Source organism: Pseudoalteromonas sp. P1-8 (genome assembly GCF_001399985.1).
Classification (GTDB): Bacteria; Pseudomonadota; Gammaproteobacteria; order Enterobacterales; family Alteromonadaceae; genus Pseudoalteromonas.
Map to the genome: position 1 here is coordinate 103,720 of NZ_LJSO01000001.1, position 12,845 is coordinate 116,564.

Consider the following 12,845-nt stretch of genomic DNA (forward strand, 5'->3'; position numbering starts at 1 on the left):
AATAAAAAAATGCCTGTAATTAACAGGCATTTTTTATATCTCTTTAAAGCTTATTCAGCTTCTTTCGATACCATAACCATTGCAGGGCGTAATAAACGGCCATTTAATGTATAACCTTTTTGCATTACTGCAAGAACAGTATTTGGCGCTACATCATTGCTTGGCTGAATTGACATTGCTTGATGGAATTCAGGGTTAAATTGTTCACCCTGTGGGTTAACAATTTCAACACCGAATTTTGATACCGCATCATTAAAGCTCTTAACAGTCATTTCGATACCTTCAAGCACAGGCTTAAGCTGCTCATTTTCTTTATCAGAAAACTCAATCGCACGCTCTAGGTTATCGATAACAGGTAGTAATTCGTTAGCAAACTTTTCAAGTGCAAACTTATGCGCTTTTTCTACATCTTGAGCGGCACGACGACGCATGTTCTCAACATCTGCAGCAGCACGAACAACACTGTCTTTTTGATCGTTGATCGTTTGTTTAGCCGCTTCTAATTCGCTGTGTAGTAGTGCGATTTCAGCTTCAGGGCTCATTTCTTCGCCGTCAACTTGTTCAGCCGCTTTTTCTGCAGCTTCTACTTCAGCTTGCATTTGTTCAAATTCTTCGTTTAGTTCAACTTCTTGCTCTGGTGATTTTGTCTGCTCAGACATAGCTTACATGCTCCAATTCTTTACAACTGCGGTAATTATGGGGATTGAATTAAAAGATTCAAGAGGCTGATGAGCCGATTAACTTAAATTCTTGGATGATTGCTTCTATTTGCGCTGATTTTGGACAAATTACACAAAATCGGCTCTGGTATTCATGGTTATTAAAATAAGGAACGCTGATCACCATCAACTCATTACAGTCTGTAAATGGCAACTGTTCTGTGTTTAACACTGATAACCCATTTTTAAATGCGAGTTTATCTTCAACAAAATTTAAAAACGATACACCAATGTTTAAACTGGTTTGGCAATCAACTTGGCGGTAAAGGTAATTTTCACCTACCACAATGCTGTTATCTGAACCGAGTTTTTGACTTAATTGCCGAGTCCATTGTGTTAAAGAGTCATGGCAATTATGTGGTGCAGTGGCTGCCATTGCTTGCATTCGATATAAGCCTTCCATTAAGGTTTGCTGGCTAAACACCGTATTAAGCCAAGTAGCAAACTGGTAACGAACGGCATCAGATGAATCTTCAGGTTTGGTAATGCAAATGTTATGGCTTTGCCCTGCTCTATCGATGAGTAGAATAAGCCAATTGCTACCATCAAAATCAAGCACCTCTACTCGAAAGACCAGCTGAGAGCTGACTTGAGGTAAGCCCACACAACAACACACCTTATAACGCTGACTCAAACCATGGGCGAGCTCAACTAATTGTGCTTGCTCGGGCTGCCAATATGTTGCAATTTCAGGCAGAGCAAAAAACTCAGTAAGCCAATAATCAAACCCGGCATTGGTAGGTACGCGGCCAGCAGAAGTATGTGGCGAATAGAGTAAGCCCACTTTTTCTAGCCGAGCCATTGCATTGCGCACAGTAGCCGAACATACCGCCATACCTTTTTGCTTGGCAATACGGGTAGAGGCAACAGGCTGACCTTCACCGTTACAGTAAAGGCTCATTACAGCTGAAAAAATTTGTTGGTCACGCGGATTTAATTTCATAATTTATACATCTTGGTACTTGCCAGTGGATATTTGGGCGCAGCAAGTTTATTTCAAGTTATTTTCAAAGCATTAGTTTTTAATGTAATCTAGCGATATGAAAGTTTAAGTGCAAATAACATGGATTCACCGTTTAAAACCATAGGTTTAATTGGCAAACCTAATCACAGCGGGGCAGCTGCCACACTTGCTCGCCTGCACACATTTTTGCGAGCCTTGGGTTTTGAAGTGCTAGTAGAGCAGCGCACTGGCCGCCAACTTGAAGATCTTCCCCGAGAGAACCTTGTTAAATTGGTCGATTTAGGTGAACGTGCAGACTTAGCCATAGTCGTCGGCGGTGATGGCAATATGCTTGGCGCAGCTCGAGTTTTAGCGCGTTTTGATGTTGCCGTAATTGGTGTAAACCGTGGTAATTTAGGCTTTTTAACTGATTTAAACCCAGAAGGATTCGAAGCCAGCCTTGAACAAGTATTAAGTGGTCAATTCCTAGAAGAGAAACGCTTTTTGCTTGAAGTTGAAGTATATCGCCATGCCGAACTCAAAAGTGCAAACTTGGCAGTGAATGAAGCAGTACTTCATGCCGATAAAGTTGCTCATATGATTGAGTTTGAGGCCTTTATTAACAACGATTTTGTATTCTCGCAACGCTCAGACGGTTTAATTGTTTCAACACCTACAGGCTCAACTGCTTATTCATTATCTGGTGGCGGGCCGATTTTGACGCCAGAGCTTAATGCGATTTCACTTGTGCCTATGTTCCCGCACACATTATCAAGCCGCCCTCTTGTGGTTGATGCTGATAACGAAGTGCGTTTAAAGCTCAGTCTTGAAAATACTGATAGCTTGCAAGTCAGTTGTGACAGCCATGTGGTTTTAGCTGTATTACCTGGCGATGAAGTGGTGATAAAAAAAGCAGATAAGCGTCTGCGCTTGATCCACCCTAAAGAATACTCTTACTACAATGTATTAAGAAAAAAATTAAACTGGGGAAGCCGTTTATTTTAAGCGGCTTTTTTATCTCAATTGATTGCCAAGGCACATTGAATAGCGCAAAATAATCAAACTTAATGCTGTACTTTTTTAAGGATTCTAAGGCGAAATGAGCTATATCGTTTTTCTTGCTCTGTTATTACTGATCACCTTGCTAGGTTGTTACTGGATGGTTGAGAGCAACCGTCGCAAGGCTATTGAAGCTGAAAAAAAACGTTTTAATCAACGAGTAAAAGAAATCAATAATGATTTTAAAGATAAGTTAATTGATTTCAGCGAGAGTAAAATTATTCGTCCGAAGAACATCTCGCGTTTGAGCATGATCACTAGCAATTACTTTGTTGTACAAGCCCATAACGAAGAAAACCTCACATATCTTGAATACGTTAGTGATTTACTGCTCAACACAATAATTATGGAAGCCAGTAAAGCACAAAGCCCAGAACAGATTGATCAGCTTGCAGACAGATTACAGTATTTCATGGCTGAATTACCTTATAATGGTATTGAATATAACAAAGCGTTTTACCAAGAGTCCCTTCCATCACTGATTGAAGTAATTAAATATCAGCCCCCCGCCGATTTACAAGACGATCAGCCGTCAGCCCAGAGCACACAAGCGTCAGACGATTCCACACCAGAAAATCAATTGTCAGAATTAAGCAAAGCTTAAAAATTTAATTTGCAAAACCCGAAAACACTGTATAAATTAACAGTTAATTAGCTGGATGGATAAACAGTATGTTAATCGGGTTAGAAATTAAAAACTTTGCCATTGTAAGTAATTTAAGTACTGAGTGGCACAATGGTATGACAGCCATTACAGGTGAAACAGGTGCGGGTAAATCAATTGCAATTGATGCCCTCTCTTTATGTTTAGGTGAACGCGCTGATGCTGGTGCCGTTCGCCCTGGTACTGATCGTGCAGAAATATGCGCACAATTTGATATTAGCCAACTACCTCTTGCCCAACACTTTTTAGAGCAACATTTACTTTCAAACAGCGAAGGCGAATGTTTACTACGCCGTGTTATTTGCAAAAATGGCCGTAGCAAAAGCTATATTAATGGCAGCTCAGTTACCGCTGCACAGTTAAAAGAGTTAGGTCAGTACTTAATTTCTATTCACGGCCAACATGCCCATCAGCATTTATTAAAAGCTGAACACCAGCTACATCTGCTTGATGCCTATGCTGGCCATAATCAGTTATTAGCTGATGTTAAAGAACGCTTTAAAGCTTACCAAGCCTTACTCAAAGAATTTAACCAGCTTGAACAACAACAGCAGCAACAGGCAGCTCAAAAGCAATTACTTGAGTATCAAGTAGCCGAACTTGATGAATTTGCTCTGCAACCGGGTGAATTTGAAGAGATTGAAGCTGAGCATCATAAACTAAGCCATAGCCAGACTATTTTAGAGTCATGCCAACGTGAGCTACAACACTTATACGAAAGTGATGAGCAAAGTGCGTGTTCATTATTGCAACATAGTGCTCAACAATTTGCAGAACTAGCAAGCTACGATGAGAGCTTATCTAGCATAGCATCACTACTGAGTGAAGCTGCCGTTCAAGTTGAAGAAGCAAGCCGCGAGATACGCAGCTATGTTGATGTTACCGATTTAGACCCAGCACGCTTAGACGAAGTTGAAACTCGTTTAACAGGTGCTATGGATCTTGCCCGTAAACATCACATAAAGCCAGAAGAGCTTGTTGAGTTTCACCAGTCAATCTCTGAAGAATTAGCATCAATTAGTTATAACAGCGACCGCCTTGTGGCACTTGAAAGCGAAATCAGCAATGCCCTTGAGCAGTACAAACAAGCAGCTCAACTATTAAGTGAAAGCCGCCATAGTTATGCAGATACGCTTAATCAGTTAATTAGTGATAGCATGGCGAATTTATCGATGGAAAACGGCAAGTTTGCTATTGATATTCAACAAGCTAGCGATAAAGCACCAAGTGCAATGGGTTTTGATACTGTGTCGTTTTTAGTATCGACCAACCCGGGTCAACCGCTACAAGCACTGTCTAAAGTGGCCTCTGGTGGTGAGTTATCGCGCATTAGTTTAGCTATTCAGGTCATTATTGCTCAGCGAGTTACTACCCCGACCCTCATTTTCGATGAAGTTGATGTGGGTATTTCAGGCCCTACTGCTTCTGCAGTCGGCAAGCTATTACGCCAATTAGCTAAATCAACCCAAGTTATTTGTGTAACTCACTTGCCACAGGTTGCAAGTTCTGGACATCAGCAATTTTTTGTAGCCAAAGAAATTGCAAACGGCGAAACCTTTACGCAAATGAATAAACTTTCAAAAGATGGCCGTATCGATGAAATTGCCCGACTACTCGCTGGTGACAACATCAGTAAAATGGCAAGAGCGAATGCCAAAGAGCTTATTAGCGCACATGCATAAGTTAATAGTTAATACTGTTGAGAGTTTAAGTTGGTTAGAGTTTAGAAATGAATATTAAAAATATGGGTACCGCTTTAGTGCTTGGCTTGATTGCACTGAGTTCAAGCCATTCACAGGGTTCAACAGCTGATTCAGCTTATCAAGGTGCGCAATTAATCGTTATTTTATTTGAATGTATTTTAATTGCCCTCCCGACTACCGCATTTTTGTTGGTTATTTGGAGTCGTTGGAAGCATTTACGTTTTAAGCAGTTACTACAAACTGTGTTAAATTCATCGTTAGTTTTCATGCTTATTAGCCTAGTAACAATCAATCAATTAACACAGAGTATGTCGTCTTGGTTGATTGCTTTAGCAGTCAGCCATACATTGCTGGTTGGTATTAGTTATTTACTAGTTAAGCAACACACTAATAGAGTGAAAAGTACCCTCACAGGCTGTTGGTAAATAAAATCATCGTTAAATATACAAAATCGCGAAGCAAAAATGCTTCGCGATTCTTTAAGTACACATGACTTAGTTAGCTTACTCAATTTCGCTGGCGAAATTAATCAAGTTCATAAATAAACGGTCTGTCATACTTGAAACACCTGTACCCTCAGTATAGTTACCAACTTTACCTTGATTGGTAAGCATCCCACTATCTGATAAAAGAATGTCACCCGTTTCTGAATCAAGCACTATCGTTGGTAAGCCATCTTGGTTTACAGCTAACACTTGCGTACCCACTGGCATTTCAGAGAAGTATCCTTTAGCACCACCCGCTTGATAGAAACTAGTTACACCACCAAATGGACCAGCAAAAATAGCCTGTTGAGCTTGAGTACCTACACCTTCAGGATTTTGTGTATTTGGACCATCAACATAACCAACACGAGTAACCGTGTAGCCCCATTTCGCATACACTTTTTCATTTGGCATATCAGAATCGGCTGCAATAATAGTTACATTGCCTGATTTTTTTGACCAGTTATAAAGCTCTAGGATTTCAGCATCTGTGAAATCTGTATCATAGAAACTACCCATATAAAAGATATCTGTCTCATAACTATCGATAGCAGCTTCAGTGATAGAGTTTGCTGCAGCAAAATCATGATTTATTGAAACTGTTTTATTAACAATTCCACCTTCGCCAAAATTTGTAGAGCTCATAAGTTTTGCAATAGGCTCATAAAATAACTTCCCATTCAAAGTATAGTTTTGCCAAGTTGCTTTTCGCTCTTTATCGATACTCGTGATAACAAACGACTCCGCACCAGTGCTACAGGTTGGCTGAGCATAGCACGCAACCGGTTTTAATGTATTAAGTGCCAAATCGTTAATACGCATAGGGTAAGTACCCATTGCACATGTTTTCCCCGTTTCAATCGACGCTTTATACAGCTTAGTTACATTGTGATTACCTTGGTCATTTATTACTTCACGAGAAATAAGCAGCTCACCATTTTGATCAAGTGCAGCACCTGTTACCGTTGTTAAACCATGTTCAGACTTTTTCGATAACTCAAGTGTAGAAAGATCCAAAGAGAAAATGCTGGTTGCAGAAATCAAATAGACTTCACCATTTTTAACAACCATATCACCACGGAAAATATCTAAGCTATTACCATAGCCAGTCATATTACCTACAAACTGTGTCTCGCCAGAATCTGGATAAATAATATAAAACTTACTGCCTTTAGAGCCGTAGATAACATCACGGTTTGGATCATACGCTAAACGAGTCATTGGACTTGTTCTAGCAACTTCTGTATGTGTATTTGTTTCCATATCAACATAGGCTAATTTTGTGTATTTATACTTTTCGCCTTTGATTGGTAAGTCTTTTAATTCATCATCTGATAAATTCAATGAGCTTGGGTCTAACTTATATGTTAAAGCGCGTGGCGCCGAAACATAATATAAACGATTACGAGTACTATCGAACGCCATTGCAGCTGAAGAAAACTTCGCTTTAGAATGGATAGCTGCTGTTTGCGCTTGTTCATCAAGCGAAAAAACAACGCCTAAATGACCTCGACCAGAGTTAATACCATACAACTCGCCTGTGCAGCTATTTGCCGAAGCATCAGCAGTTACGGCTCCGCATACCATCAATACAGATAGAATAGATTTTTTCATTGTGTTTTCACCTGAAGAATTAACCAAAACTTTATTATTAGCAAAAATGATAAATAAATTATTTATCATTAACCTAATTATGTATAAATTATGTTCAAGCTAATTCTAGGCTTCAGTCGATTGAATACAATCAGAAATTTTTGATAATGGTATGAAAAGGCTAAAAACAATAAAATATAGGCCTTTAATACATAAAGGATACAACTTTTCTATTAAGCAGCTGTTAACTCACTTTAAAAGCAGTGATTACGTACTCCATAATTTGCACACAATTGCTGGTTAGTATAAGAACACATTAAGCTTATTCTAACCACAAATGAAATACTCTTTACTTATCGCTACGTGTTTACTGTCTTTTTCGTGTGTAGCAACCTCACTGCCCAGCTCTCTATTAAATCAAGTCACTGACCTTGAGAACCAAGGCAAGCTCAGTGAAGCACTCACTATTCTTGAGCAATACAAAGATAATAATACCGCTACATCGACCACCGAAATTGCTATGGCACAAGCGCCTCTTTTACGTAAACAAGGTCATTATAACGAGGCGATAGAACTGCTAACGCCATTACAAAAGCTTGCTAGCTTGAGTAAAAAAGACCAATACCACATTCAAAAAGAGCTAGGGATCAACTACCGTCGCCAAGTAAAAACAATAGAAGCAAAAAATCATTATATGGCAGCCTTAGCACTTGCAAATGAGCTTGAAGACAAAAACCTACAAGCACAAAGCCATAGCAATTTGGGTTCACTATACGACACGCTTAATGATCTTGAACAATCAATGCATCATCAAGTAAAAGCACAAGCGTTATTGGAAAACAGCGATAATTATGAACTAGTTGCCACTAATTTTTATAACTTAGCAAACCTTGCTCACAGGCTTGATGACCTCTCGCAATCTGAGTACTTCTATAAAAAAGCACTCGAGTTTGATATTAAAACCAAAAACCAAATGAATATTGCAGATACCAGCTTACAGCTAGCCAAGCTGGTGTATAAACGAGGCGATTTAGAGCAGGCTCTTCCCTTATTAAATACCGCCTATACACGATTAGCCGACGTTAATGCCTATGAGAATATGGCGACGGCGAAGCATACGTTGATGCAATTGTATTTGAAAATAGGCAACCAGCATATGGCATTGAGTAGTGCTGAGTCTGGGCTTAACGCAGCGCTTAAATCTGGCTCGGCTTTAAGTAAAATTTACTCTTACTTTAACTTAGTTGAATTACATTTAGCACTTAAAAACTCTGAGCTAATTGGTCTCTATTTAAGTCGAACAAAAGAGTTGTTAACTGATATTGATAACCGCTTATTGAATCAAAAACAGCACGGCTATACCGCAATTTATGCTGAACTTATCGGTGATTACAAGCTAGCTGCTGAGCAGCTAAAGCTTGAAAATAAACTGGCCGAGTCTTTATTTGAAGAGCATTTAAATAAAGCCGTGGAAAAGAATAAAAAGCAATTAACAGCAATCGAGCAACAGCAACGTATTGATGATGAAATTCAAAAAAACAAACTCGCAACTGCACAAATGAATAACCAGCGACTAGAAAAACAAATTTGGTTGTTATCTGCTGGTATTGTTTTGTTGTTTAGTACCCTTGCGTTAGTACTCTATTACTTCAAGCATCGAAAAGCGTTATTTAAAGCCAAGCTTTATCAATATAACTTAATTGAAAAAGACAAAATGCTTGCTGATATCTCTCATGAATTACGCACTCCACTGAGTGTATTGAAACTGCATATAGAAGCGCTTGAGCTCGATATTCAGGAAAACCGCGATCTCGCCTACAGCAAAATTAATGGCAAGATAGCGCAACTTAATAACTTAATTTCAGATGTGTACCAGTTATCTCAAGCTGAAAACAAAACCCTGACATTGAACCTTAAACAATATAATGCCGCGCAAATTTTTGCTGAATATGAGCAAGACATGCGCCGTTATGTTTGTAGTCATCAGCTCACATTTTTTGCTGACATTGTTATTGCTAATGATGTTGAGGTCACGGTAGATAAACAAAAACTAGACCAAATCCTCAACAATATTTTTACTAATGCGTGTCTATACACAGACACGCCAGGCCATGTCCGCCTTAAAGTTCGGACCAACAAGCAAGAGCTGTTTATTCAAGTCGATGATACTTCTCCGGGTGTCGGTAAAGCTCATATAGGTAAACTCTTTGACCGTTTATATCGTGTTGAAGAGTCTCGTAGCCGCGCATCGGGAGGGTCTGGTTTAGGACTGTCAATTTGCCAGAGTTTTGTCGAATTGATGTCAGGTACTATTAACGCATTACCAGGTAAGTCAGGTGGCTTATGTATCAGAATATTACTGCCTTTAGGCAATAAATAAGCCTCTCCATTTTTCCACCACATTTTATTGCTTAAATAGCACTATAAACTACAGTGGAATGGAACCATGTCAGAGTCATTAAAGCACGCTCAATGGGCAAAATCTGTTGAGCGTAAACACCGCCAAAGCAAAGTTAAAAAAGCCAAAAAGTCGCCACGGCCAATTTACGCGGCCCTTGCCAGCATACTGTTAAGTGCAGGGCTCTATTATGCAAGCTACGAAAAGCCAATAGAGTACCCTCCACTATCTGAAGCAGCTAAACAACGCATCTCCCAGTTCTTTGCAAAGCAATTCTTAATGGGCCAGTGGCGCTTAAATCAAATAAAGTACTCAACTAATGCGATTCAGGTCTATGTACAAACACCTACCGCGATAGCCCTTGAAGGTGAGGCGTTAAGTCAATATTTACATTATGCGTTGTGCCCTAATCCTAGCAAACGCATTTGGCAAGATATTCAAGCAAGAGAATTATCAGTGTATGTGTTCAGCCATTCTATTCGAAAAGGTGAACGTACTATGTGTAACTGATATGAAAGCGATGAACGCCAAATCAATTGATTTGACGTTCATCATAGCGATAGCCTGCACCGTAAACGGAAGCGACTATCTTAGGAGAGAACTGTAAATTCTTTAGTTTTTTGCGAATATTTTTGATATGACTGTCGATTACGCGGTCGGTAATATCAAAGTTATTTGGTTGGATATGATCAAGTATCTGCTGTCTTGAAAAAACGCGCTTAGGGGCTTTATACAAAAGCTTAAATACGTCAAATTCCACTTTAGTTAAACCCAAAGACACGCCTTTAATCTCAACTTCAAGCGCATCTTCGTTTAAACAAATAGTAGCTGGCGTTTCAACAGTTTCATTGCTATTAGATACCGGCGCGCAGCGCCTTAAAATAGCTTTAACACGCATCACCAGCTCTGCACCGCTAAAAGGTTTACAGACATAGTCATCAGCACCATGTTCTAACCCTTTTAACCTATCAGCCTCTTCGACTTTAGCGGTTACCATAATAATAGGCACCATAGAAAAAGCGCGGATCTGCTTCATGCACTCCACGCCATCTAAATTGGGTAACATTACATCTAGAATTATTGCATCAGGATTATTTTCTTTAACCCACGACACCACAGCACTGCCATCAGTGATGTGGTGAGTAGTAAAGCCAGATGCATTGAAGAACAACAGCACTTGTTCTGCAATATCTAAGTCGTCTTCAACGACTAATATCTGCGGCATTTTTATTTCCGTTTTATATTTTTTTTATTGTTTTTAGTTGTTGCTTCACCATCGCTTTAAGGGCGTCTGATAAGGTCTCATCTAGTAAAACCATAGTCAGAATATCGTGCAGGTCTTCACTATTCATGACCTCATTGAGTAAATCATTTTCAGATTTTGAACTTGGCTGAAAAAAGCTTAACTGCTCGTTATTTGTGTGTTCGCAAAACATTTTCTTTTTATCCATGTTGTTAGCATCAAATATTCAGATGGGCTTCTGCCTCTGATAAACATTAAAACGCAACAATATGGAGCAAATATGGAGCTAGTACGAAATAATGAATTTTTTCTATTTAACTGTAAAATTCATTCGTAGATTGTAGGTAATAAGCGTTATTTTTTCATTATTTTTCTGAATCTTGATTTGATTCTCAAAACAGCTAATACCATTTCGCTTAATTAAGTGATGCAATAAAACCTCGTTGATAGCAAGGCAAAAATTTCGTTATTTAGTTGTTCTAAATCAGATATTTTTAACGCAGATAGCGACAGGTTTAATCCCTCTAAATGATTAAGCATTATTGCGGATTGGTATAAAACTAGGCAATAAAAAAGCAAGCTAGGCAGCTTGCTTTTAAAAATGTTGAATGGCGCTTTAGAATTAAACGTCTAAGTAATCCATAATCCCTTCAGCGGCATTTCGGCCTTCGAAAATAGCCGTTACCACTAAATCTGAGCCGCGGACAATATCGCCACCAGCAAAGATTTTCGGGTTAGTTGTTTGGTGAGTAAACTCACCTTTTTCTGGTGCATTGATACCACCCCAATGATTGATTTCAACACCGTACGGTTCTAACCAATCCATTTTATGAGGTTTAAAACCAAACGCCATGAGCACTTTGGTTGCTTCAATAACATGCTCAGAATCAGCTACTTCTTCAGCACGACGACGACCATTTTCGTCCGGCTCACCAAGTTGCGTTTTCACCATCTTAACGCCAGCAACTTTACCTTGCTCGTCAACCACAATGCCTTTAGGTTGAACGTTAAAGGTAAATTCTACGCCCTCTTCACGGGCATTTTTAACTTCGCGTTTTGAGCCTGGCATGTTTTCTTCGTCACGACGATAAGCACAGGTTACTTTTGCAGCACCTTGTCGAATAGAGGTTCTCACACAGTCCATTGCTGTATCACCACCGCCTAACACGACGACTTTTTCGTTCGCCATATCGATATAAGTTTGCTTATCTTCTGCATAGCCCATTACTCGGTTTGTGTTACCAATTAAGAACGGCAGTGCATCAAACACACCATCAGCATCTTCGTTTTCAAGGCCTGCACGCATACTTTGATAAGTACCAACACCTAAGAATACGGCATCATATTCTGCTAAGATTTCATCAAGCGTAATATCAACGCCAACTTCAGTGTTTAGCTGAAACTCGACACCCATTTCAGTGAAAATTTCACGACGCTTTTGCATTACTTCTTTTTCAAGTTTGAATGAAGGAATACCAAACGTAAGAAGACCACCGATTTCTGGGTGACGGTCAAACACCACAGGCTTAACACCGTTACGAACTAAAATATCCGCACAACCTAAACCAGCTGGGCCTGCACCAATGATAGCCACTTTTTTGTCAGACCAAACCACATACGACATATCTGGTTTCCAGCCCATCTTAAATGCCGTATCAGTGATGTACTTTTCGATATTACCGATAGTGACAGCACCAAACTCTTCTTCAAGTGTGCACGAGCCTTCACACAAGCGATCTTGTGGACAAACTCGTCCACACACCTCTGGTAAGCTGTTTGTACGGTGAGACAGCTCTGCCGCTTCTAAAATACGGCCAGTACGAATGAGCTTTAACCATTGTGGAATATAGTTATGTACTGGGCATTTCCATTCACAGTACGGGTTACCACAATCTAAACAGCGATCCGCCTGTGAGTTAACTTGTGTCTCAGAAAACGGCTCGTAGATTTCTACGAAAGATTGTTTACGTGCTGAAATTGGCTTTTTACGCGGATCAACACGTTGTACATCGATAAACTGGTATACATTTTCGCTCAT

Annotated in this window: 12 protein-coding genes; 6 read left to right on the top strand and 6 right to left on the bottom strand. The window is 39.6% G+C overall.

Features of this window, described 5'->3' with window-relative positions; all coding sequences use genetic code 11:
• Window positions 1–50: 50 nt before the first annotated feature.
• Window positions 51–659 carry a nucleotide exchange factor GrpE gene (gene grpE / locus AN213_RS00410; protein ID WP_054551515.1) on the bottom strand — a complete coding sequence of 203 codons (609 nt, stop codon included), beginning with the start codon at window positions 657–659 and terminating at the stop codon, window positions 51–53.
• Between the two features lie 58 nt (window positions 660–717).
• Window positions 718–1,662: an HrcA family transcriptional regulator gene (locus AN213_RS00415; RefSeq protein WP_055022172.1), complete on the bottom strand. Its 945-nt coding sequence runs from the start codon at window positions 1,660–1,662 to the stop codon at window positions 718–720.
• A 120-nt stretch (window positions 1,663–1,782) separates the two neighbouring features.
• Between AN213_RS00415 and nadK the strand changes: the two genes are divergently transcribed.
• The 4 genes from nadK (at window position 1,783) to AN213_RS00435 (ending at window position 5,513) form a co-directional block, all read left to right on the top strand.
• A complete protein-coding gene (nadK, locus tag AN213_RS00420) occupies window positions 1,783–2,667 on the top strand; it encodes an NAD(+) kinase (protein WP_054561709.1) in 885 nt (294 codons plus the stop codon).
• 94 nt (window positions 2,668–2,761) lie between these two features.
• Window positions 2,762–3,325, top strand: a complete 564-nt coding sequence (locus AN213_RS00425) for a hypothetical protein (protein ID WP_055196799.1) — start codon at window positions 2,762–2,764, stop codon at window positions 3,323–3,325.
• A gap of 68 nt (window positions 3,326–3,393) precedes the next feature.
• Window positions 3,394–5,067 (top strand): DNA repair protein RecN, encoded by a 1,674-nt coding sequence (recN, locus tag AN213_RS00430; RefSeq protein ID WP_055196800.1) that lies wholly within the window; start codon window positions 3,394–3,396, stop codon window positions 5,065–5,067.
• Window positions 5,068–5,114: 47 nt separating this feature from the next.
• Window positions 5,115–5,513: a hypothetical protein gene (locus AN213_RS00435; RefSeq protein ID WP_054561712.1), complete on the top strand. Its 399-nt coding sequence runs from the start codon at window positions 5,115–5,117 to the stop codon at window positions 5,511–5,513.
• A 78-nt stretch (window positions 5,514–5,591) separates the two neighbouring features.
• On the opposite strand, the gene AN213_RS00440 is transcribed toward AN213_RS00435, so the two are convergent.
• On the bottom strand, window positions 5,592–7,187 hold the full coding sequence (locus tag AN213_RS00440; protein WP_150114691.1) for a hypothetical protein: 1,596 nt from the start codon (window positions 7,185–7,187) through the stop codon (window positions 5,592–5,594).
• Window positions 7,188–7,503: 316 nt separating this feature from the next.
• On the opposite strand from AN213_RS00440, the gene AN213_RS00445 reads away from it, so the two are divergent.
• Complete coding sequence (locus AN213_RS00445) at window positions 7,504–9,546, top strand: ATP-binding protein (protein WP_055196804.1); 2,043 nt, start codon at window positions 7,504–7,506, stop codon at window positions 9,544–9,546.
• A gap of 66 nt (window positions 9,547–9,612) precedes the next feature.
• Entirely contained in the window at window positions 9,613–10,074 is a 462-nt protein-coding gene (locus AN213_RS00450) for a hypothetical protein (protein WP_055196807.1), read from the top strand.
• Window positions 10,075–10,096: 22 nt separating this feature from the next.
• Here AN213_RS00450 and AN213_RS00455 read toward each other — a convergent pair whose 3' ends face one another.
• From AN213_RS00455 to AN213_RS00465, 3 genes are all read right to left on the bottom strand, one after another.
• Window positions 10,097–10,789, bottom strand: coding sequence for a response regulator (locus AN213_RS00455; protein WP_054561716.1), 693 nt, complete (start codon window positions 10,787–10,789; stop codon window positions 10,097–10,099).
• A 13-nt stretch (window positions 10,790–10,802) separates the two neighbouring features.
• Window positions 10,803–11,015 (bottom strand): hypothetical protein, encoded by a 213-nt coding sequence (locus tag AN213_RS00460; protein WP_235575464.1) that lies wholly within the window; start codon window positions 11,013–11,015, stop codon window positions 10,803–10,805.
• Window positions 11,016–11,429: 414 nt separating this feature from the next.
• Window positions 11,430–12,845, bottom strand: coding sequence for an FAD-dependent oxidoreductase (locus AN213_RS00465; RefSeq protein ID WP_054561717.1), 1,416 nt, complete (start codon window positions 12,843–12,845; stop codon window positions 11,430–11,432).

Bases quoted from the DNA above. Each gene is read 5' to 3' on its own strand.
- grpE (WP_054551515.1), bottom strand. From the start codon at position 659: ATGTCTGAGCAGACAAAATCACCAGAGCAAGAAGTTGAACTAAACGAA.
- AN213_RS00415 (WP_055022172.1), bottom strand. From the start codon at position 1,662: ATGAAATTAAATCCGCGTGACCAACAAATTTTTTCAGCTGTAATGAGC.
- nadK (WP_054561709.1), top strand. From the start codon at position 1,783: ATGGATTCACCGTTTAAAACCATAGGTTTAATTGGCAAACCTAATCAC.
- AN213_RS00425 (WP_055196799.1), top strand. From the start codon at position 2,762: ATGAGCTATATCGTTTTTCTTGCTCTGTTATTACTGATCACCTTGCTA.
- recN (WP_055196800.1), top strand. From the start codon at position 3,394: ATGTTAATCGGGTTAGAAATTAAAAACTTTGCCATTGTAAGTAATTTA.
- AN213_RS00435 (WP_054561712.1), top strand. From the start codon at position 5,115: ATGAATATTAAAAATATGGGTACCGCTTTAGTGCTTGGCTTGATTGCA.
- AN213_RS00440 (WP_150114691.1), bottom strand. From the start codon at position 7,187: ATGAAAAAATCTATTCTATCTGTATTGATGGTATGCGGAGCCGTAACT.
- AN213_RS00445 (WP_055196804.1), top strand. From the start codon at position 7,504: ATGAAATACTCTTTACTTATCGCTACGTGTTTACTGTCTTTTTCGTGT.
- AN213_RS00450 (WP_055196807.1), top strand. From the start codon at position 9,613: ATGTCAGAGTCATTAAAGCACGCTCAATGGGCAAAATCTGTTGAGCGT.
- AN213_RS00455 (WP_054561716.1), bottom strand. From the start codon at position 10,789: ATGCCGCAGATATTAGTCGTTGAAGACGACTTAGATATTGCAGAACAA.
- AN213_RS00460 (WP_235575464.1), bottom strand. From the start codon at position 11,015: ATGGATAAAAAGAAAATGTTTTGCGAACACACAAATAACGAGCAGTTA.
- AN213_RS00465 (WP_054561717.1), bottom strand. From the start codon at position 12,845: ATGAGCGAAAATGTATACCAGTTTATCGATGTACAACGTGTTGATCCG.